The 19,450-nt window shown below is 61.5% G+C and carries 21 protein-coding genes and 1 pseudogene; 10 read left to right on the forward strand and 12 right to left on the reverse strand.

The annotated features are described in order from the left end of the window. Positions 1-14 precede the first annotated feature (14 nt). The 4 genes from HJB82_RS18865 to HJB82_RS18880 all read right to left on the reverse strand — a co-directional run bounded on the left by HJB82_RS18865 (position 15) and on the right by HJB82_RS18880 (position 2,982). Entirely contained in the window at positions 15-944 is a 930-nt protein-coding gene (locus HJB82_RS18865; RefSeq protein ID WP_207581837.1) for a rhodanese-related sulfurtransferase, read from the reverse strand. A gap of 72 nt (positions 945-1,016) precedes the next feature. Continuing rightward, positions 1,017-1,493, reverse strand: a complete 477-nt coding sequence (locus tag HJB82_RS18870; protein ID WP_221140982.1) for a VOC family protein — start codon at positions 1,491-1,493, stop codon at positions 1,017-1,019. 114 nt (positions 1,494-1,607) lie between these two features. Continuing rightward, positions 1,608-2,516: a CHAD domain-containing protein gene (locus tag HJB82_RS18875; RefSeq protein WP_207581835.1), complete on the reverse strand. Its 909-nt coding sequence runs from the start codon at positions 2,514-2,516 to the stop codon at positions 1,608-1,610. Then, positions 2,494-2,982 carry a CYTH domain-containing protein gene (locus HJB82_RS18880; protein ID WP_221116605.1) on the reverse strand — a complete coding sequence of 163 codons (489 nt, stop codon included), beginning with the start codon at positions 2,980-2,982 and terminating at the stop codon, positions 2,494-2,496. The genes HJB82_RS18875 and HJB82_RS18880 overlap by 23 nt, the downstream gene beginning before the upstream one ends. Before the next feature lie 153 nt (positions 2,983-3,135). On the opposite strand from HJB82_RS18880, the gene HJB82_RS18885 reads away from it, so the two are divergent. The 4 genes from HJB82_RS18885 (at position 3,136) to HJB82_RS18900 (ending at position 5,613) form a co-directional block, all read left to right on the forward strand. After that, positions 3,136-3,774, forward strand: coding sequence for a 2-dehydro-3-deoxy-phosphogluconate aldolase (locus HJB82_RS18885; RefSeq protein ID WP_207581833.1), 639 nt, complete (start codon positions 3,136-3,138; stop codon positions 3,772-3,774). Positions 3,775-3,887: 113 nt separating this feature from the next. Next, positions 3,888-4,607 (forward strand): tellurite resistance TerB family protein, encoded by a 720-nt coding sequence (locus tag HJB82_RS18890; protein WP_207581832.1) that lies wholly within the window; start codon positions 3,888-3,890, stop codon positions 4,605-4,607. Between the two features lie 107 nt (positions 4,608-4,714). Next, on the forward strand, positions 4,715-5,410 hold the full coding sequence (locus HJB82_RS18895) for a GNAT family N-acetyltransferase (protein ID WP_207581831.1): 696 nt from the start codon (positions 4,715-4,717) through the stop codon (positions 5,408-5,410). Next, positions 5,407-5,613, forward strand: coding sequence for a hypothetical protein (locus HJB82_RS18900; RefSeq protein ID WP_207581830.1), 207 nt, complete (start codon positions 5,407-5,409; stop codon positions 5,611-5,613). The genes HJB82_RS18895 and HJB82_RS18900 overlap by 4 nt, the downstream gene beginning before the upstream one ends. 2 nt (positions 5,614-5,615) lie before the next feature. Here the strand turns inward: HJB82_RS18900 and HJB82_RS18905 are convergent, their stop codons facing one another. The 3 genes from HJB82_RS18905 to HJB82_RS18915 all read right to left on the reverse strand — a co-directional run bounded on the left by HJB82_RS18905 (position 5,616) and on the right by HJB82_RS18915 (position 8,343). Continuing rightward, a complete protein-coding gene (locus HJB82_RS18905; protein ID WP_207581829.1) occupies positions 5,616-6,692 on the reverse strand; it encodes a nickel/cobalt transporter in 1,077 nt (358 codons plus the stop codon). Then, positions 6,686-7,327, reverse strand: a complete 642-nt coding sequence (locus HJB82_RS18910; protein WP_207581828.1) for a DUF1007 family protein — start codon at positions 7,325-7,327, stop codon at positions 6,686-6,688. The genes HJB82_RS18905 and HJB82_RS18910 overlap by 7 nt, the downstream gene beginning before the upstream one ends. 122 nt (positions 7,328-7,449) lie before the next feature. Then, on the reverse strand, positions 7,450-8,343 hold the full coding sequence (locus HJB82_RS18915) for a LysR family transcriptional regulator (protein ID WP_207581827.1): 894 nt from the start codon (positions 8,341-8,343) through the stop codon (positions 7,450-7,452). A gap of 529 nt (positions 8,344-8,872) precedes the next feature. Between HJB82_RS18915 and odc2 the strand changes: the two genes are divergently transcribed. The 3 genes from odc2 to HJB82_RS18930 all read left to right on the forward strand — a co-directional run bounded on the left by odc2 (position 8,873) and on the right by HJB82_RS18930 (position 12,114). Further along, positions 8,873-10,006 (forward strand): ornithine/lysine decarboxylase, encoded by a 1,134-nt coding sequence (gene odc2 / locus HJB82_RS18920; protein WP_207581826.1) that lies wholly within the window; start codon positions 8,873-8,875, stop codon positions 10,004-10,006. A 94-nt stretch (positions 10,007-10,100) separates the two neighbouring features. Then, positions 10,101-10,691, forward strand: a complete 591-nt coding sequence (locus tag HJB82_RS18925; protein ID WP_221116611.1) for a GNAT family N-acetyltransferase — start codon at positions 10,101-10,103, stop codon at positions 10,689-10,691. Positions 10,692-10,956: 265 nt separating this feature from the next. Continuing rightward, the gene (locus HJB82_RS18930) at positions 10,957-12,114 is read left to right on the forward strand and encodes a GGDEF domain-containing protein (RefSeq protein WP_207581824.1); all 1,158 of its coding nucleotides are present in this window, start codon (positions 10,957-10,959) and stop codon (positions 12,112-12,114) included. A 33-nt stretch (positions 12,115-12,147) separates the two neighbouring features. Here the strand turns inward: HJB82_RS18930 and cysE are convergent, their stop codons facing one another. The 5 genes and pseudogenes from cysE to HJB82_RS18955 form a co-directional block, all read right to left on the reverse strand. Then, positions 12,148-12,966 (reverse strand): serine O-acetyltransferase, encoded by an 819-nt coding sequence (gene cysE, locus HJB82_RS18935; protein WP_207581823.1) that lies wholly within the window; start codon positions 12,964-12,966, stop codon positions 12,148-12,150. 109 nt (positions 12,967-13,075) lie between these two features. After that, positions 13,076-13,581: pseudogene (locus tag HJB82_RS18940) on the reverse strand (GNAT family N-acetyltransferase). Positions 13,582-13,587: 6 nt separating this feature from the next. After that, positions 13,588-14,577, reverse strand: a complete 990-nt coding sequence (locus HJB82_RS18945) for a WD40 repeat domain-containing protein (protein WP_221116613.1) — start codon at positions 14,575-14,577, stop codon at positions 13,588-13,590. After that, positions 14,577-15,653, reverse strand: coding sequence for a GTP-binding protein (locus HJB82_RS18950; RefSeq protein WP_221116614.1), 1,077 nt, complete (start codon positions 15,651-15,653; stop codon positions 14,577-14,579). Before HJB82_RS18950 ends, HJB82_RS18945 begins: the two co-directional genes overlap by 1 nt. Before the next feature lie 146 nt (positions 15,654-15,799). After that, entirely contained in the window at positions 15,800-16,588 is a 789-nt protein-coding gene (locus HJB82_RS18955) for a creatininase family protein (RefSeq protein WP_221116615.1), read from the reverse strand. 85 nt (positions 16,589-16,673) lie between these two features. On the opposite strand from HJB82_RS18955, the gene HJB82_RS18960 reads away from it, so the two are divergent. The 3 genes from HJB82_RS18960 (at position 16,674) to HJB82_RS18970 (ending at position 19,311) form a co-directional block, all read left to right on the forward strand. Then, the gene (locus HJB82_RS18960) at positions 16,674-17,186 is read left to right on the forward strand and encodes a MarR family winged helix-turn-helix transcriptional regulator (RefSeq protein WP_221116639.1); all 513 of its coding nucleotides are present in this window, start codon (positions 16,674-16,676) and stop codon (positions 17,184-17,186) included. A 116-nt stretch (positions 17,187-17,302) separates the two neighbouring features. Continuing rightward, positions 17,303-18,325, forward strand: a complete 1,023-nt coding sequence (locus tag HJB82_RS18965; RefSeq protein ID WP_007631775.1) for a LacI family DNA-binding transcriptional regulator — start codon at positions 17,303-17,305, stop codon at positions 18,323-18,325. 29 nt (positions 18,326-18,354) lie between these two features. Continuing rightward, positions 18,355-19,311 (forward strand): 2-hydroxyacid dehydrogenase, encoded by a 957-nt coding sequence (locus HJB82_RS18970; RefSeq protein WP_221116616.1) that lies wholly within the window; start codon positions 18,355-18,357, stop codon positions 19,309-19,311. Positions 19,312-19,450: the final 139 nt, after the last annotated feature.

Genomic DNA, 19,450 nt, shown 5'->3' on the forward strand with positions numbered 1-19,450 from the left:
CCCTGAATATCGGCTCAGCTGCCGATATGCCGCTGGCCGCGCTTTCGTGCGAGGGCGATCTGGTGCTGCCGCTGACGATAACGCAGCCGGTCTTCTTCCGTCCGCGTGTTGTAGCAGTGGCTGCAGGAAACGCCTTCCTCGTAGTGCGGCGAGGTGACTTCCTCTGAAGTGATCGGGTTGCGGCAGGCGTGGCATAGCCTGTGTTCGCCTTGCTGCAGCCCATGCTCGACGGACACGCGTTCGTCGAAGACGAAGCAGGCGCCATCCCAGAGACTTTCCTCCTGCGGCACTTCCTCGAGATATTTCAGAATGCCGCCCTTCAGATGATAAACCTCGTCGAAGCCCTCAGCCTTCATGAAGGCGGTTGCCTTCTCGCAGCGTATGCCGCCGGTGCAGTACATGGCGACCTTCGGCTTGTTGTGCAGGCCGGGATTGTCGCGCACCCAATCGGGAAATTCGCGGAAAGTCTTGGTCTTCGGGTCGAGCGCGCCGCGAAAGGTGCCGATTGCCGTTTCGTAGTCGTTGCGGGTGTCGATGACGATCGTATCGGGATCGGAAATCAGCGCGTTCCAGTCCTTCGCCGCGACATAGGTGCCGACCACCTTGTTGGGGTCGATGTCCTCGACGCCCATGGTGACGATTTCCTTTTTCAGCTTCACCTTCATGCGCAGGAAAGGCATTTTCAAGGCGCGGCTTTCCTTATGCTCCAGGCTTGAAAATTCCGGCTGGGCGCGCAGGAATGAAAGCACGGCGTAAATGCCGGCATCCGGGCCGGCGATCGTCCCATTGATACCCTCATGCGCCACAAGCAGCGTCCCCTTGACGCCGTTCTCCTCGCAAAGCGTCTGCAGCGGGCCGTGCAGGCTGGCAAAGCGCGGCACGGAAACGAAATGGTAGAGTGCGGCCACGAGGAACGGGCTGATGGGTGTGAGGCTGTCGGTCATCGAGCGGAAATACAGAAAATCGGCGGCTCGCGCAATTGCCTTCGCCGGTTGGCGGCCTTGGCGGTCGAACGACTATGCTCGTGCCTGCCATTCGGAAAACGGCCGCACGCCGAAGCTTCGGTCGGGGATGTCGTCGAGAAGGCTGATGAACTCGATCGAGTGTCCGTCCGGATCCTTGAAGTAGATCGACAGCGCCGGCATCCACCCGAGAACCACCGGCTCCGTCACCGGTTCACCAGTAAAGCCGAGTGGCTCAACACCTTTTGCCTTGAGTATGGCGGGCGCCTGCAGCACGCCGTCGGCGGTCATGCGGAAGGCGATATGCAGCCGCATCTTCAGGGGGCCGGTTCCGGTTTCCCAGAGGCCAAGCATACCGGTCTTCCTGTCGTCTACCCAGAGGAAAGCCACTTTGCGCTCCTCGAATGAGGCCGCCGGTTTGAGCCCGACGACATCGCGGTAGAAATCGGTGGAGGTCTTGAGATCGGCAACGGTCAGATGGGTCTCGTAGAGTCCGAGCACCATTGGCATCGCGGCGTTTTCGGCGGCCATTTCTTCCTCACGGGTCAGGGCTCTGCTTGTTTGACCAACGGAGGCTAGGACCTCAAGATTGGTCGAGGTCAATAGATTTACCTTGGGAAATTTCAGATGCGCCGGCGTAGCCTCTCAACCGTCGGCCGTCAGCCAGAGAAGCTCGATGCGTTGCGCTTCCTCGTCGGGATCGTCGGCGAAGACGGTTTTGGCTTTGAGAAGCGCTTGTCGCCGGTCCTCCTGCTGGCGAAAGATGATGGCGTCGAGCAGATGGGCGAGGTCGTCATTGCGGGGGAAGAGCTGCGGCTCGGCCTCGACCAGTTCGGAGAGCACGGCAAGATCGTGAATGTGGCCGAGATCCTCGGCGAGCTCCTTGGCCGCATCGCGCTTGGCCTTCATCGCGCCGGGCCAGACGTCGCGCAAAAGGCCGTGATAAAGCTGATAGTCGTAGGTGCGTTTGCGCAGATCGTGGAAATCGTCGGCCGATGCCTCGCCGTGGCAAGCTGCGAGTGCTGCCTTGGCCTTCCCAGCGGTGCGGCGCCAGCTCTTTGCCAGCATGCGGGCATTCTTGCGGTGGCCGCCATCAAAGGAGACTGCATCCAGGGCGGTGATCGCCTCCTTCAGGACGTCGGAGGTTTCCTTCAGCCGCCGTTCCAGGCCGCTTTCGGCTTCCACCATCCAGTCACGGCGGCCTTCGAGAATCGTGACGATACGGACGAGCGCCTCGCTCTCCTCGTTCCCGCGGGCTGCATGCTGCAGATATTGCGCCGTGCCGATGAGGGCGGCAGCGTCGCGGATTGCAGACAGCGACTGCGCGGCATCGCGCAGCCTGGCGTTTTCGAGGCTCTGAAAATCCGGCACCTTGCGAGCCACGAGGCGGTAGAGCGAACGCAATCGTTTCAGATTCTTGCGGAAGGAATGGATCGCCTTATGTGCGCCGTCCGGCCGCTCCTCCAGAATCATGACGGCGCGTTCCAATTGCTCAGTCGCGACGCTGCGGAACTCGTCGGTAAAATCGGCGTCAGGCCGAATGCGATAGCCCATGCCTGTCGTGCCCATATTCTGTGGCGAGGGCCTGGTTGGAATAGCGGGAATCGCCGGTCACTTCGCGGCCGAGCCAGGCGGGCAGAGCCGGATCGTCGGTTTCCGCCGTCATCTCCACCTCGGCGATCACCAGCCCACGATGCTCGCCGGCAAAGACATCGACCTCCCAGACGAAGCCTTCGTGCGGAACCCGGTAGCGCGTCTTCTCGATGACGATGCCGATGGCGTTCTGCAAAAGCTCTTTGGCATCGGCGATTGGGATGTCGTATTCGAATTCGTCGCGGGTGATGGCGCTGCGGCCGATCTTGATCGTCAGTTTCGCCTTCCTGTCGTCGAGGATACGCACGCGGACGGAACGATCGTCCATCGAGGCGATATAACCCTGCTTCAGGACAGACTTCGTCTCGACGGCGGAACGCCATCCATCGCTGCGTACGAGAAACTTCCGCTCGATCTCTTTCGCCATATCGGTGAACCTTTTGTGACGATTGCGGCACGGTAGACCAATTTCCACGCATTTCCTACCCATCTTGTCATGTGGTCTGGTTTTATCTCGACAAGGTTCGACGGGGGCGTTATTCGGGGACGAATTCAATCGTTTCAAGGAGGTCGCGCGACCATGGGCGAGAAAACAGAGAAGCTCCTTTCCATCCTGAAACTCCAGCCTGTCGTTCCGGTCTTGATCGTCGACGATGTGAAATCGGCGGTGTCGCTGGCCCGCGCGCTCGTTGCGGGCGGTCTGAAGGCGATCGAGATCACCATGCGCACGCCGGCGGCACTCGAGGCCGTACGCGCCGTCGCCGCTGAGGTCGAGGGCGCCGAAGTCGGCGCCGGCACGATCCTCAATGCCGCTCATTGGGAAGCCGCCGTCGAGGCCGGTTCGAAATTCATCGTCAGCCCGGGCACGACGCAGGAACTGCTTGATGCCGCTGCCGATTCCGATGTGCCGCTGCTTCCCGGCGCTGCGACCGCCAGCGAAGTCATGGCGTTACGCGAAGAAGGCTACCAGGTGCTGAAGTTCTTCCCGGCGGAGCAGGCCGGTGGCGCGGCCTTGCTGAAAGCGCTCTCTTCGCCGCTTGCCGGCACGCTGTTCTGCCCGACCGGCGGCATTTCGCTGAAGAACGCCAATGACTATCTCTCGCTGCCGAACGTCATCTGCGTCGGCGGCTCCTGGGTGGCGCCGAAGGAGCTGGTCGCAGCCGGCGACTGGGCGGGGATCACCAAGCTCGCGGCAGAAGCGGCGGCGCTGAAGGCCTGAGGTCGGTAGGCGGCGGGGAGCGTCACGCTACAACCCCGCTCAACCCCATATTTGTATTCCAGCCGTCGCAAACCTATGTACGCTTCCAGCCTCAAACAGGGAGATGACGAGGAATGTTCGACGCAAGGAAGCTTCTCGACCAGTTCTTGGGTTCGCAGGTGCCGGGTCTCGGCGGTTCGGTCCGCGACAGGGCGGGTGATGCGGTCCAGACGGCCAGGAACAACCCGCTGGCGACCGGTGCGATCGCCGCCGCGCTTCTCGGCACCAAGACCGGCCGCGGTATTGCCGGCAATGCACTGGCGATCGGCGGGCTTGCCGCCATTGCCGGCCTCGGCTATCAGGCCTACAAGAATTACCAGGCGGGGCAAGCGCCCGCAGCCCCTTCGGATGCACCCTCGGCAAACAATCCGGTTCTCCTGCCGCCGCCTGTCGAATCCGGTTTCGGGCCGACGTCACCAGCCGGCAGCAATGAATTCGTGCTGGTGCTGATCCGCGCGATGATCGCCGCGGCCAAGGCCGACGGCCATATCGACGATGCCGAACGCGCCCTGATCATGGACAAGGTCAAGGCTGCCGATGTCAGCGGCGAAGCCGCCGCCTTTATCGAGCGCGAACTTGCGTCGCCGACCGATATCGATGCGCTGGTGGCCGCCGCGACGACGGAAGAACAGCGCGTCGAACTCTACACCGCCTCGCGGCTCACCATCGAGCCGGATTCGCGCGCCGAGCGCGGTTATCTCGATCTGCTTGCCGGCAGGCTCGGCCTTGCCGACCAGTTGGTCGATCATATCGAGGCGACGGTCGCCTCCGCCAAGGTTACCTTGTCCCAGTGATGGGGTCCCGGTGATGGGGTCCCAGTGATTGGGTCACAGTAACAAGTCGGCCGGTTGCCTTTGTCGGGCGGCTGGCCTATCCACTCTTCGGATAAAGGGGAGTGAACATGCGCGATCTTGCAAATTTCAAGGGCTGTCCGGCGCCGAAGCCGGTCACACTGAAGGGCCGTTTCGTCACCGTCGAACCCTATCGGCGCGCCGAACATCTCGAAGCGCTGTGGGACGGGCTTGGCGGCATGGGCATCAACCCGTTGCTTCTCTATTTTGCTCAAGACGACTTTTCCGGTATCGAGGATTTCGCTAACTGGCTGGAAACCGTCTATACCAAGTCCGGCTGGCTCACCCATATCTTCCGCGACAATGCCACCGGCAAGATTCTGGGGATGGCGAACTACATGCGCGCCGACCCGGCAAACGGCGTGGTCGAAATCGGCGGGGTAGCGCATGGGCCTGAGATGAAGCGTTCGCCGCTGTCGACCGAAGTGCATTATCTGATGGCCAAGCATGTCTTCGAGAATCTCGGCTACCGCCGCTACGAATGGAAATGCGACAATAACAACGAGGCGAGCAAGACGACGGCCGCCCGTTACGGCTTCAGCTTCGAAGGGGTCTTCCGCCAGCACATGATCTCCAAGCGTCGCAACCGTGACACTGCCTGGTTCTCGATGATCGACACGGAATGGCCGCTGATCAACGATGCCTTCGAAACCTGGCTTTCGCCGGAAAATTTCGACGCGGCCGGCAACCAGATCCGCCGCCTGCAGGATATTCGTGCCGATCTGGAAAAGGAAAGGCTCGCGTGAGCCCGGAGAGCCGCTCGCAGGCCATTGCCGCCGCCGCCATCCTGTTCGGCGCCGGCCTGGTCATCTATTTCCTGCCAAGCATCGTTCTGTGGATCGGCAATTTCTCGCCGACGCTCGGCATCGCAGTCGGCGCCTGCCTGATCCTGGCGTTTTTCGCGGTCTTCTGGCTACGAGCGCGCTATCAGCGGAGCAGGGGAAAGTAGGCCTATCCCTGCAGCGATGCCGCGAGCAGCAGGGCGCCCATCAGCATGACGAGCACGGCGCCGAGGATTTCGATGGCATTGCCGATCCAGATCGAGGCGGTCGAGCCGCGCCCGGAGAGGCGCACAGCGGCACTCTTGGCGGTTACTGCAAGCGTGGCAAGCAGCGAAACGGTAATCGCCGTGCCTAGCGACATGGCGGCGACCGACAGCACGCCGCCGAGATAGAGCCCGTTCAGCATCGAGAAGGTCATCACCAGCAATGCGCCGGAGCAGGGGCGAAGACCGACGGCGACAATCGCCGACCAGGCCTCGCGGGCGCTGAACCTGTCGCCGGCGAGCAGGGCCGGATCAGGCACATGGGCATTGCCGCAGGTTTCGCAGGCCATGCCGGGAACGAAGGTATGGCCCGCGTCGACAGGCTGCGCCTTGCCGTTGAAGGCATAGGCCTGGCGTTCGGCTGCATTGTCCTTCCAATCGAGCATTATGCTGACCGGACCGGCTGGCGTCGCCACCAGACGGCGGCGCGGCATGTTGCCCGCCATCGAGCGCAGTTTGCGAAATAGCAGCCAGCCGCCGAAGAGGATGACCATGACGAAGCTTGCGATCTCCATCGCATGGGTCGCCGCCGTCAATGTGATGCCGGTGCCGCGCAGCACCAGCCAGGCGCCGCCAACCAGCGCCACTGCCACCACGCCCTGGACGAAAGCCGAAATGAAGGAAATCACCACGCCGCGTTTCAGCTCGATCTCGTTGGCGATCATGTAGGAGGAGATGACCGCCTTGCCGTGGCCGGGGCCAGCGGCATGGAAGACGCCATAGGCGAAGGAGAGGCCGATCAGCGATGTTAGCTGCCACGGGTCTTGGCGCATGCCCTTTAATGCGCCGGTCAGCGCCCGGTAGAAGGCCTGCTGCTCATAGTTCACATAGAGCAAGAGCGGTGCGAGCGGCCCGCCGGTCGGCTGAAAGCTCGGCTCCGCCGTGCCGATGCCGAGCGGCGATTGCGCATGGACAAGGCTTGCCGCCGTCAGGAGCGTCAAGGCAGCGGCGGAAAAGATGAAGGGCAGGCGTTTTGTCAGCATGTGACCTCCAGCCGGGTGGCGAAGAGCTTGGACATGTTGGTGCCGGTGGGATCATTGAAGAAGGCGTCCGTCAGCGACTGCTTGTTCTGCGAGATCACCTGGTCGGCATCGGGTCGCACCACCTGACGCTTGCAGGCCTTGAAGCCGTCGCCGACGATTGCCAGTTCGTCGTCGGTGGGAAAGTCGATTGAGGTGTAGAGCGTCGGGTCGTAGACGCCAAAGGTGAGCCTGCCCTTAAGCGGCATCTTCTCCGCCGGCTTGACCGCGAAGAACATCAGGAGCTGGCCGTCCTTATAGTCGACATGGATGATGTCGGGCTTTTGAACGGTGATGTTCTTCCCGTTGATGGTCAGGTTCATGTAATAATCGTATTCGGAAAGCGACTGCTTCACCGTTTTCCCGACCGCCGCGAGTTCGTTCGGCTCCAGCTTCAGGTCGGTGTTCTTGTCGAAATCCATGACCACTGAGGAAGAGAAGACTTCGTCGAAGCGCCAGACGTTGCGCAGTTCCTCGATGTTGCCATCCTTGTCGGCCACGACCTCGAGGCGGGCCTCCACGAAGATGTGTGGATGGGCAAGGGCGGCGGCCGGCGCCAGTGAAGCAAGCGCGGCCATCAGTATCGTCGAATATCTCATCTATCCCGCTGCCCTGTTCGGTGACCCTGACTTCTTGCCAGAAATTGGGACGGAATTGGGACCGGATTCCCTACTGGATTCAGATGGCCGCGGGTCGCGATGTCGCATCCGCAAGGGCGGCGCTACGGATGTTTCTTGAACCAGTTGTTGAGGTAGTCGACGAAGATCCTCACCTTGGCCGGCAGGTAGCGGCGGTGCGGATATACGGCATAGATGCCGCGGTCGGTCGGGATATAGTCATTGAACAGTGTGACCAGTTCACCGCTCTCGATTGGCTTGCGAGCGATGAAATCCGGGATGAAGGCAATACCGATGCCGGTGAGCGCGGCGCGCAATGTCGCATGCGGACTGTTGACCTCTATCGGCCCGGAAACGGCGACGGCGAACGAGGTGTTGTCGGGGTTGTGGAAGCGGATGCTCGCCTGGGTGCGCGCATTGGTATCGACGATGAAGGGGACGTTGGAAATATCGGTGGGATGCTCGATGTTGGGATAGCGCTCGAGAAATTCCGGCGTGGCGCAAAGATGGATCCGGAAATCGGAGATCTTGCGGGCGATCATGCCGGAATCCTCGAGCTTGGTGATGCGGATCGCCACGTCGAAGCCTTCCTCGATCAGATCGACAAACCGGTCGTCGGCGGCGATCTCCAGCGAAAGGTCCGGATTCTCCTTGGCAAAATCGATCAGCGACTGGCCAACATCGGCATCGACGAAGGTGCGCGGCACTGAGATGCGAAGCCGTCCTTTGAGTTGCGCATTGTTTTCGCGCACGAGATCGGCGAGGTTGTCGATCTCCTTGAGGATATCGGAGGCGGTGCGGTAATAGGTATGGCCGGCCTCGGTCATGGAGAACTGCCGGGTGGTGCGGTTGAGGAGCAGCGCGCCGAGCTCATCCTCCAACTCGCGCACATATTTGGAGAGCAGCGCCTTGGAGCGGCCGGTGCGCCGCGCGGCGGCGGAAAAGCCTTCGGCTTCGACGACATCGATGAAAGCACGTATGCGAGTCAAGGTATCCATGGACGTCCCTTACGCTGTTTCGGAATGTTGAACAAATCGGCTCGTTTTGTTCAATTATTTTTTTGGCCCCGCGATCAAAAAATCGCTTGATTATGAAGGCGAATATTCTTATTTCCACATCAGCCCAAAGTCGCACGTGCCCATGGGTGTCCGCCGAACCCTCGAATTGGTGAGGAAATCGGTAAGGTACCTGGAATTAACCCCTCCAGTCGCTATTCCGGCCAACCGGAAAATGCGAGGACGCCTGAAGCAACGACGGTGCGGGCCTTTTTGTTCTCTCCCTGCTTTCCATCAGCGGGGGTTACTGAAGAGGCACACCATCATTGCCGGAAGTGCGGTTGGGATTCTCCCTCCAATCCATGGCAGACAAAGCCGAACTTACACCGCATGGCGGCGTTGGTTCACTATCTGCGCATCGAGCGCTTGCTATGGTTCCGGGGTCTCCACCGGCTGGTTCCAATGCGGGTTCTCGTATGCCCTTTGTCCTCCGGTTCATGCCGGAGCTCTGGAACTGGAAGAGGGAATCGATATGACCACCCAGCGCATCCGCGACTTTCTCGCAACCCGACGTCCCGACGGTCCCTGCCTCGTGGTTGACCTCGACGTCATCAGTGACAATTTCCACGCTTTCCGTCACGCAATGCCGGACAGCGCCATCTACTACGCCGTCAAGGCCAACCCGGCCCCCGAAGTGCTGAAGCTGCTTGCAGGCCTCGGCTCCAATTTCGATTGCGCATCCGTTGCCGAAATCGAAATGGCGCTCGAAGCCGGTGCGACAGCCGCTCGCATCTCCTTTGGCAATACGATCAAGAAGGAACGCGACGTTGCCCGCGCGCATGCGCTCGGCGTCAGCCTCTTTGCTGTCGACAGCCACGAGGAAGTCGAGAAGATCTCGCGCGCTGCTCCCGGCGCCCGTGTCTTCTGCCGCGTGCTGACGGATGGCGAAGGCGCCGAATGGCCGCTGTCGCGCAAGTTCGGCTGCGTCCCGCAGATGGCTGTCGACGTTCTCGTCTACGCCCATCAGCTTGGCCTGCAGTCCTACGGCGTCTCGTTCCATGTCGGTTCGCAGATGACCAAGGTCGATGCCTGGGATTCGGCGCTTGCTGATGCCAAGCGCGTCTTCGTATCGCTTGCCAAGCAGGGCATCCACCTGCAGATGGTCAACATGGGCGGCGGCTTCCCGACCAAGTACCTGCGCGACGTTCCGTCCGCAGAAGCTTACGGCAAGTCGATCTACCAGGCACTGCGAACGCATTTCGGCAACCAGATCCCGCAGACGATCATCGAGCCGGGCCGCGGCATGGTCGGCAATGCCGGCGTCATCAAGGCGGAAGTCGTGCTGATTTCGAAGAAGTCGGACAATGACGATGCCCGCTGGGTATTCCTCGACATCGGCAAGTTCGGCGGTCTCGCCGAGACGATGGACGAAGCCATCCGCTATCCGATCCGCACGGATCACGACGGCGACGAGATGGAGCCCTGCGTCATCGCCGGCCCGACCTGCGATTCGGCCGACGTGCTCTACGAGAAGAACCTCTATCCGCTGCCGATCTCCCTTTCGATCGGCGACGAGGTCCTGATCGAAGGCACCGGCGCCTATACGACGACCTATTCGGCCGTCGCTTTCAACGGTTTCGAGCCGCTGAAGGCCTACGTCATCTAAGATCGTTTCCGCCGGCCCCGTAACCAGCCGGGGCGGCAAATTCACAATTTTCCTTCATCGCCGCTGATAACGGTATTGGGTACGGGAGGCCAAGATGGCCGCTGTTCTTGATTCTGTCCGCGCATTCTTTGCGCCTACCACTTTTGCCATCGACGCCGAAAATCCCTCGGATGTCGTAGCCCGCGAGACCTTGCTCGACCGCGTCATGGGCGCCGATCGCCGCAAGAAGTCGTCGGAAAAGATCCGCCGCAACCGCATTCCGGCCGAAGGCCTGGCGCTGGTCGCGCGCGATCGCGACGGCCATGTCATCGGCTCGGTGCGGCTCTGGAACATCGAGGCCGGCGTCAATGACGAGGGCACGCCGATTAATGCGCTGCTGCTCGGTCCGCTCGCCGTTGCGCCCCATCTCGGCGGCAAGGGCATCGGTTCGGCGCTGATGCGCGCGGCGATCCTCGAAGCCAAGAAGCGCGGACATGGCGCCGTCCTGCTCGTCGGCGATGCTGCCTATTACGAGCGTTTCGGCTTTTTTGCCGAGAAGGCTCGCCATCTTGTCATGCCGGGTCCGTTCGAACGCTCGCGCTTTCTGGCGCTCGAGTTGACGGAAGGCTGGCTCGACGGCGCGGCCGGCATGATCGTCCCCTCGGGGCGCATGCTGGCTGGCGCGCCGGTTCGCCGCGCAGCCTGAAGCAACAGCCGGTCGGGTCGGACTCGTTCCGCCTAGCCGGCAATATCCGCGCCGTTTGATCATGGAGGCAGGCGGGCCTGCCGTGATTGCGGCGCGGATTATTCTTTTGGGTACCGCGGCGCATGGTTACCGGGATGCCCTGTGAAGATGCCAACACAATCGCCTGCAGCAGGGAAAAACCCGTAATCGTTAAACTTTTAGCGAAGCCCCCAATCAAACCGCAAAACGCTTCCTGTACGTTCCCCGAGAATTTCGGGAAAGCGTCATGCTGCTGGATCTCAGGACAATCTATTTCATTGTGGCCGTGAGCTGCTTCGTGCAGGGCATGCTCCAGCTTGCAGCCTATGCGACCGGCCGCTTCGAGAGGTGGCCGCTGTGGTGGGGCCTGAGCAACATTCTTGTCGGCCTCGGTTCTTTCCTCGTCGCCTTGCGCAATCTCGTTCCCTACTCCGTCTCGATCGACGGCGGTAACGTGGTGACCATCGCCGGCTACATGCTGATGTTCTTTGCCGTGCGCGTCTTTTCGGGACGAGCGCTCGAGCAGCGCTATTTCTGGCTTGCCATCGTTCTCGTCAGCGTGCCTGTCGCACTTATTGTCAGAGATCCTTCGGCAGTGTCGGCGAGGCTTCTCTATGTCTCCGTCATTTGCTGCCTCTGCGACCTTGCCGTCGCAAGGGAGGCAATCCGTATTGCCCGGTGCGAGAGGCTGTATTCGGCAGCCCTGCTTGTCGGCCTGTATGTTTGCACTGCCTCGATCTTTGCGGTTCGCAGTCTTCTTGCGGCGACCGGCGAAATCGGCGGGCCGGATCCATTCGGCAGCAGTGTGGTCCATAGCTGGATGGCGGTATCGGCGGTTGCTTTCATCATGCTTCGCAGCATGGCCATGGTGCTGATGGCCGCCGAGCGCAGCCGAAATCAGCTGACTGAACTCGCCCACCGCGACCCGCTGACCGGCGCGCTCAATCGCGGTGGCCTTGCCCAGCATCTGCCTACTCTCGGTTCGCAGCCGGTATCGCTGCTCATCATCGATATCGACCATTTCAAGCAGTTGAACGACCGGCATGGCCACGCCGCCGGCGACGATATCCTGCGGCTTTTCGCCAGCGTTTCGAGAGGCATCATGCGCTCGGACGATCTGCTCGCCCGTCAAGGCGGCGATGAGTTTCTTGCCGTGCTGAAAAATGTCTCCCTCGAAGATGCTATGGTGATTGCCGATCGCATCCGTCTCGCCTTCGCCGCCGCCGTGATGCAGTGCCCCGATCTGGCCGTCTTTCCGACCCTGAGTATCGGCGTTGCCGCGTGTGGGCAAAACGGCGGAGATTTTGAAAGGCTGATTCAGAAGGCGGATGAGGCACTCTATCGTTCGAAACGCGAAGGCCGCAACCGGGTCGAAGCCTTCGGAGAAACGCACCAAGCCGCGTAGGAACGGCGCGAACTCGCCCATCTCAAAGTGATCCTAGATATTCTGGTCCATCGTCTCGGCCGGGATTTCGTCGGCGCGGTGGACGCGCACGAGCGTTGCCGGCACGCCGGCGACCGTGCAATGCTCCGGAACCGGCTTCAGCACGACGCTGCCGGCGGCGACCTTGCTGAAGGCGCCGATTTCGATATTGCCGAGGATCTTGGCGCCCGCGCCGATCATCACGCCGTGGCGGATTTTCGGGTGGCGATCGCCAGTCTCCTTGCCGGTGCCGCCGAGCGTGACATTCTGCAGGATCGATACCTCATCCTCGATCACCGCCGTTTCGCCGATGACGATGCCCGAGCCGTGATCAAGCATGATGGAAGCGCCGATCCGCGCGGCCGGATGGATATCCGGGCCGAAGACTAGCGAGGCGAGATTGGCGAGCCAGCTGGCGATCTCCGGTCGGCCGGCGTTCCAGAGCGCGTGGGCGATGCGGTGGGTCTGCAGCGCATGAAACCCCTTGAGGTTCAGGAGCGCGTGCAGAAATGTCGTGCAGGCCGGATCGCGCTCACGCACGGCAACAAGATCCGCCTCGATCTTCCGCATGATATCATCATCAAGCATGGACAGGATGAGATCGAACAGATCGCCAGTTGCCACCTGCGTCGCGGACAGCCGCGCGGCCAGCACATGGGCGATGATTTCTTTGTTGCCTGCAGCATTGGTTATTTGCACCGCAAGCAATTGCTGCAAAATCGGCTCGCGTCCGGCAAGCGCAACTGCCTCGGCGCGGATGACGGCCCAGACGGATGCGCCGTCCGAAGGCTGCGACTGTTGCTCGGCCAAACCGAGGTCGGTCGATTTCGACATTCCCGTTTCCTCTGTCCGAGGCGGCGCAAGACGCCGCCTGCGCGGGGCACATATTTGGCCAGCCAAGACATTTGGCATGCCCGCCACTTTGCGGCGTTAGTCCGTTATTCTAGCCGCCAGACGGTTGCAGGCCGGGCATCAGCTCCGGAAGCCTGCGCCAATAATAGAGCACATCCGGCTCTCTTTCCTCATTATCAGTACCGTCGGTCTCCTCCTCGGCGGCAAAACCGTGTCGTACCTAGAACGCCCGTGCGCCGGTATTGCGCTGAAACGGCCAGAGCCTGATCTTGTCCATTTCCTGCTTGGCACAGCCGAGGAGCAGAGAGCCGGTGCCCAAACCCTGGAAATCCGGGAGAACGTAAAGCTGCTCTATCCAGCCGTCGCCATAGGCGATGACACCGACGAGCCGGTTTTCCAAGGCGGCGCCAAGGATCGTGCAATTCGGCAGCAGATGCATGCGCCAGTACTGTTCTTCCTCTTCGGGCGTATGAAGATCCGGCAGCCAAGGCAGTCGTTGCCGCAGGGAGACACGCCTGATTCCGGCTACGGCTTGCATGTGGTCGGCGGTGAGCGTCACGACTTCAGGCCCGATAGGATATCGTCCGTTGCCGCCAATGTGCGTCAAGCCGAAATATCGATGACGCCGCAGTCGCCGGCTTCGGAAGCGAAGGCGAGCAGCTTGCCGTTCTTGCTCCAGCTCATCGCTGTGACGGCGCCTTTGCCGGGGCGGCGCAACAGCGCCTCCTTGCTGTCGGCGATGCGGACGGCCAGAATCATGCCGTCGATGAAGCCGATGGCGAGGATATCTTCGAGCGGATGGAATTTCACCGCGGTTGCCATGATATTGGCGCGAGTGCCGAGTTCGAGCGGCGCCTTGCCCATCGGCCCGTCCTTGCCCTGGAAGGGCCAGACGATGGCGGCCGGCGCGCCAGACGAGGCGAGCCATTTGCCCTTGACCGACCAGGAGAGCGATTTGACCTTGGCGGGGTAGCCGGTCATGCGCATGTGGCGGGCTTCGGAGCCCGGCTTGCTGTCGAGTTTCCAGCCGTGAAGCGCGTTTTCCTGCATCGAAGTGACGAGGAAATTACCGTCCGGCGAAAAGGTGACGCCGGTATGCGCACCCTTCCATTCGAGATCGACTGGTTTGGCGGTCGTGCCGATCCAGTGCAGCGACACGCCGTTATACCGCGCGGCCGCGATGCGCAGGCCCTTCGGCGCAAAGGCAAGGCCCTCGACCGTGCGCTCCTCTGCAAATTCCTTGGTCGTCCCGTCGGCAAGGCGCACGAGCGAACTTTTGCCGTAGGAATAGGCAATGGCCCCTTGCGGGCCGGCCGCGACCTGCGAGATCCACTTGCGCGGCGCGGTGGCGAGTTCGCTGACGCTGCCGTCGGCTGAAATGCGCAGCACCTTGCCATCCTCGCCGCCCGAAATCAGGCTCTCGCTATAGGGATCGCGGATGGCGGTGAGCATGCCCTGATGGGCTTCAGAAACCCTGTCGCCGCCGTCCAGCCGGTGAAACGTGCCGTTGGCGCTGGCGAAGAAGGGGACATCACCTAAAAATTCGACGGCCAGAACGTGGCCGTCGAGATCAAGCGGTGCAACTGTCGGCATCAGGCGGCTGCCTCGCAGGCCTTGAAGGAGGCTTCGAGCTTCTCGCGGTCGAGATCGCGGCCAATGAAGACGAGACGGCTCTCGTGCTTTTCGCCTTCCTTCCACGGCCGCTGGTGATCACCTTCGATGATCATGTGCACGCCTTGGACGACGTACCGCTCGGGATCATCCTTGAAGGCGATGATGCCCTTGAGGCGGAGAATGTTCGGTCCCTGCGTCTGGGTGATCTTCTGGATCCAGGGGAAGAAGCGCTCCGCGTTCATCTCGCCGCCGCGCAGCGATACCGACTGCACCGTCACATCATGGATCGCCGACATGGCGCCATGGTGATGATGCTCGTGCCCGTGGTGATCATGATCGTGATGATGGTGGTCGTGATCGCAATCCGGGCCGCAGACATGGTCGTCATGGCCGTGCTCGAGGAAATGCGGATCGTTTTCGAGCGCGCGCTCCAGGTTGAAGGCGCCCTGATCGAGCACACGAGCGAGGTCGACGCCGGAGCGGCTGGTCTTATAGACGCGGGCGGCCGGGTTGATGGCGCGGACGATGTCCTCGATCACAGCAAGTTCTTCAGGAGTCACGAGGTCGGTCTTGTTGATGACGACGACGTCGGCGAAGGCGATCTGGTCTTCGGCCTCGCGGCTGTCCTTCAGACGCAGCGGCAGGTGCTTGGCGTCAACCAGGGCGATGACGGCGTCGAGCTCGGTCTTGGCGCGCACATCATCGTCCATGAAGAAGGTCTGGGCGACCGGCACCGGATCGGCAAGACCGGTCGTTTCGACGATGATGCCGTCGAAGCGGCCGGGACGGCGCATCAGCCCTTCGACGACGCGGATCAGGTCGCCGCGCACTGTGCAACAGACGCAGCCGTTGTTCATCTCGTAGATTTCTTCGTCCGACTCGACGATCAGGTCGTTGTCGATGCCGATTTCGCCGAACTCATTGACGATGACCGCATATTTCTTGCCGTGGTTTTCGGAAAGGATGCGGTTGAGCAAGGTCGTCTTGCCGGCGCCGAGATATCCGGTGAGCACGGTAACGGGAATAGGCTTCTGGGTGGGAATCGCGTCGGTCATGAGAACCTCTAGGATTAGGCTTGCGGCCGAGTAGCTTCAGATCGGCTGCTTGAACGGTTGGTCTCATATAATGGCATGGGCGCGGCAGTTCAAAGGGTTTTATAATGTTATAAGATCACATCATCCGTCCGGCCCAGATGACCCATTCACCGGAGCTGCGTGACATCGAAGGCATCGACATCTTCCAGCAGTTCCACCAGTCCCTTGACCGCATGCGCAATCAGCGCCTCGCCCTTTTCAGCTGTCGCCGCCGCGGCGTTGCCCACCACGCCTTCTGCGTTGAGATCCGACATCTTCCAGCCGAATGCGTGCGGCCCATAGGCGCGCAGATGCTTGAAACGCCTGGCAAATTCGCTCTGTCGCGAAGGGAAATCCGCCGCTTTCGTCATATCCACCCTGCCCGGATGAAGCGCCAGCATCACCGAGGTCTCGATATCGCCGCCGTGGATGCCGACCGCCTTTTCCTCCGGCGGGATGACGCCATCGGGCAGGCCGAAGCGGGTCCAGCTCGTCGCCACCGCCAGCATGGCAAAGCGAACCCGCGCCTCGGTCGCGACAATGGTCATGATGGGCGAATTGCCGCCATGAGCGTTCAACATCACCAGTTTGCGGATGCCCTGCTTCGCCAAGCCTTCGGCGATTCCGAGCCAGCGGTCCACCGCTTCGCCGAAGGCAAGCGTCTTCGTTCCTTCAACATTCATATGCTCTATGGAATAGCTGACGGATTCGGCGGGCAGGAATGTGACGGGAAGGCCAGCCGGTAGGGCCATCCTCAATCGCCTGGCGATGCCTTCGGCAATCAGCGTGTCGGTTTCGAAGGGCAGATGCGGGCCGTGCTGTTCATGAGCGCCGAGCGGCAGCACGGCGATCAGGCAACGCACGTCAACGGCAGAGGCCGGGTCGCTGTCTTCGAAACGGGGCGAAGGCGTCATCATCCAGTCGTTGCCTCTTGTTTATGACGAGATCCTGGGCAATGTCATATCGCAGCGGCGCCAAGGCTTAAAGATCAAAGGGATGGCTATGGGAAAGAAGCAGAAGGACGGCAAGAAGCACAAGTCCAAGAAGAAGGACAAGACCGAGTATACGCTCGTCGACCTCTCTCCAGCGCTCACCCAGGCGGCTCGCTCCATGCGCACGGTGCTTTCGCGCAACCTTCTCGAAAGCGGGCTCTATGCCGGCCAGGACGGCGTCATCCACTCGCTTGCCGAGAGCGACGGCATGACGGCCGGCGGCCTTGCCCAGAAACTCGGCGTCAAGGCGCCGACGATGACGCGCACGATCGGCCGCATGGAGGCGCAGGGCTTCCTCGAGCGCAAGCCCGACGCCGAGGATGCGCGCCTCACCAAAGTCTATCTCACCGAGCTCGGCCGTGGCAGCGTGGAGGGGATCGAGATGGCGGCCGCGGCCTGCGACAGGCTGGCGACGCTGGAATTCTCCGAAAAGGAAATCCGCAATCTCGTCCGCCTGCTGAAGGCGATCGATGCCAATCTGCAGGCCGAAGCTCTTCATATCGAAGATCCGGATGAAGACTGAAATTTCGCAGAAAGACGAATTGCTTCCACCGATTAAATCTTTTAATTAAACATTTTAAGGGCCACGCCGGTTTTCCGGCGGCTCTTGCTGCTTGCGTGCTGCCTGGAGGAGGACACGTGGTCCAGAAGATCAAGCTTTCGACGATCGCCGAAACGCTCGGCATTTCAACGGCGACCGTATCGCTTGCCTTACGCGACAGTCCGCTCGTCGCCAGCAATACGCGGGACAAGATCAAGGAACAGGCGCGCGCGCTCGGCTATATCTACAATCGCCGCGCTGCCAGCCTTCGCACCTCGCGTTCCGGCATCATCGGCGTCGTCGTGCACGACATTATGAACCCCTTCTACGGGGAGATCCTGAAGGCGATCGAAAGCGAGCTCGATCGCAGCCGCCACACCTTCATCCTTTCCAATCATTACGACAATGTCGAGAAGCAGCGCACCTTCATCGAGACGCTCCTGCAACTCGGCGGCGACGGCGTCATCATGTCACCGGCGATCGGCACGCCGCCTGAGGACGTGCAACTGGCGGAAGACAATGGCATGCCGGCGATCCTGGTTGCGCGCTCGATGGAGGGCCAAGACCTGCCGACCTATCGCGGCGATGACAGCTATGGTATTTCGCTTGCCACCAACCACCTGATCGGCCTCGGCCACCGCTCGATTGCGATGATCGGCGGCACGGACCAGACATCCACCGGCCGCGACCGCTACCAGGGTTACGTCAATGCGCTGCGCAAGGCCGGCATCGAGGTCGATCCGAACCTGCGCATTCCCGGCCCGCGCTCGAAGCAGGGCGGTTTCGAAGCCGCCGTGCATTTCCTCTCGTTGCCACAGAAGCCGACGGCCGCCGTCTGCTGGAACGATCTCGTGGCGATCGGCCTGATGAACGGCATTGCGCGCGCCGGCCTGGTGCCGGGACGCGACATCTCCGTCACCGGTTACGACGATCTTGAGGAGGCATCGATCGCCACCCCGGCGCTGACGACCGTCTGGAACGGCCAGACCGAGGTCGGTCGCCTGGCGGCGCGGGCGCTGCTCGATCGCCTTGCCGGCAGCCACGAGCCCGACGGCATGCATCTGATTAAACCGGAAATGCGCATTCGTCAGTCCACCAGCCCTCATCGGCCCCGCGCCTGAACCAAGACGGTCATCCAAGAGGAAAAGCCATGTCCCGCATCGCCATTCTCGTTCCCGGGAAGATACACGAGCGTGTTCTCGAAAGGCTGAAGGATCGTTTTGAGATCATCGCCGTCGCCCGGGAGGAAAGGCTTGCCCTCGACGACGGGACTGCCGGCCGCATCCGCGGTGTCGCTGTCTCCGGCCCGTTCCCCGGCGCCTGGATCGACCAGCTGCCGCATGTCGAGGTGATCGCCAATTTCGGTGTCGGCTACGACGGCGTCGATGTGAAACAAGCCGCCGAGAAAGGCATCGTCGTCACCAACACGCCTGATGTGCTGAACGACGAGGTCGCCGATACGGCGATCGGCCTGCTGCTCAATACCGTTCGCGAGTTGCCGCGGGCCGAAGCCTGGCTGCGTGCGGGCAACTGGAAGCCGGGCGCGACCTATCCGCTGTCGCGCTTCTCGCTCAAGGGCCGTCATGTCGGGCTTTATGGCCTTGGCCGCATCGGGCTTGAGATCGCCAAGCGGCTGGAGCCGTTCAAGGTGAAGATCAGTTACCACACACGGTCGCGACATGCCGATGCACCCTACGATTATCACCTGACGCTGAAGGGGCTAGCGGAAGCGGTGGACACGCTCATCGCCATCGTTCCGAAGACGCCGCAGACGCATAAGACGATCGACGCCGATATTCTGGCAGCACTCGGCCCGAACGGCATTCTCGTCAATGTCGGCCGCGGCTGGACGGTGGACGAGGCGGCGTTGAGCGCGGCGCTTGCCTCCGGGGCTCTCGGGGCGGCCGGCCTCGATGTCTTTTATGAAGAGCCGACTGTGCCGGGTGACCTGTTGGAGCCGACCAATGCCGTGCTCTTGCCGCATGTCGCTTCCGCATCGGTGCCGACGCGCAATGCGATGGCCGATCTGGTCGCCGACAATCTCATTGCCTGGTTCGAGAAAGGTGCAGCGCTGACGCCGGTGTCGGAGACGCCGCAAAAGGGCTAGGCGCGCCGCATAGAAGTTGATTTATGCGAGGTATACAGCGCTGCCAAATCGACTGTGGTTCGTGGATGATATGTTGCCCAGTGCGATGCCGTCGGTTACATTCTCGCCGATTTTACAACTAAGATTCTCAACCTTTCCG

This window comes from Rhizobium sp. NZLR10 (assembly GCF_019685125.1).
Taxonomy (GTDB): Bacteria; Pseudomonadota; Alphaproteobacteria; order Rhizobiales; family Rhizobiaceae; genus Rhizobium.

Coding starts and splice junctions, on each gene's coding strand:
- HJB82_RS18930 (WP_207581824.1), top strand. CDS start 10,957: ATGCTGCTGGATCTCAGGACAATCTATTTCATTGTGGCCGTGAGCTGC.
- cysE (WP_207581823.1), bottom strand. CDS start 12,966: ATGTCGAAATCGACCGACCTCGGTTTGGCCGAGCAACAGTCGCAGCCT.
- HJB82_RS18880 (WP_221116605.1), bottom strand. CDS start 2,982: ATGGCGAAAGAGATCGAGCGGAAGTTTCTCGTACGCAGCGATGGATGG.
- HJB82_RS18950 (WP_221116614.1), bottom strand. CDS start 15,653: ATGACCGACGCGATTCCCACCCAGAAGCCTATTCCCGTTACCGTGCTC.
- HJB82_RS18885 (WP_207581833.1), top strand. CDS start 3,136: ATGGGCGAGAAAACAGAGAAGCTCCTTTCCATCCTGAAACTCCAGCCT.
- HJB82_RS18955 (WP_221116615.1), bottom strand. CDS start 16,588: ATGATGACGCCTTCGCCCCGTTTCGAAGACAGCGACCCGGCCTCTGCC.
- HJB82_RS18895 (WP_207581831.1), top strand. CDS start 4,715: ATGCGCGATCTTGCAAATTTCAAGGGCTGTCCGGCGCCGAAGCCGGTC.
- HJB82_RS18870 (WP_221140982.1), bottom strand. CDS start 1,493: ATGGCCGCCGAAAACGCCGCGATGCCAATGGTGCTCGGACTCTACGAG.
- HJB82_RS18910 (WP_207581828.1), bottom strand. CDS start 7,327: ATGAGATATTCGACGATACTGATGGCCGCGCTTGCTTCACTGGCGCCG.
- HJB82_RS18905 (WP_207581829.1), bottom strand. CDS start 6,692: ATGCTGACAAAACGCCTGCCCTTCATCTTTTCCGCCGCTGCCTTGACG.
- odc2 (WP_207581826.1), top strand. CDS start 8,873: ATGACCACCCAGCGCATCCGCGACTTTCTCGCAACCCGACGTCCCGAC.
- HJB82_RS18875 (WP_207581835.1), bottom strand. CDS start 2,516: ATGGGCTATCGCATTCGGCCTGACGCCGATTTTACCGACGAGTTCCGC.
- HJB82_RS18945 (WP_221116613.1), bottom strand. CDS start 14,577: ATGCCGACAGTTGCACCGCTTGATCTCGACGGCCACGTTCTGGCCGTC.
- HJB82_RS18970 (WP_221116616.1), top strand. CDS start 18,355: ATGTCCCGCATCGCCATTCTCGTTCCCGGGAAGATACACGAGCGTGTT.
- HJB82_RS18890 (WP_207581832.1), top strand. CDS start 3,888: ATGTTCGACGCAAGGAAGCTTCTCGACCAGTTCTTGGGTTCGCAGGTG.
- HJB82_RS18865 (WP_207581837.1), bottom strand. CDS start 944: ATGACCGACAGCCTCACACCCATCAGCCCGTTCCTCGTGGCCGCACTC.
- HJB82_RS18925 (WP_221116611.1), top strand. CDS start 10,101: ATGGCCGCTGTTCTTGATTCTGTCCGCGCATTCTTTGCGCCTACCACT.
- HJB82_RS18960 (WP_221116639.1), top strand. CDS start 16,674: ATGGGAAAGAAGCAGAAGGACGGCAAGAAGCACAAGTCCAAGAAGAAG.
- HJB82_RS18915 (WP_207581827.1), bottom strand. CDS start 8,343: ATGGATACCTTGACTCGCATACGTGCTTTCATCGATGTCGTCGAAGCC.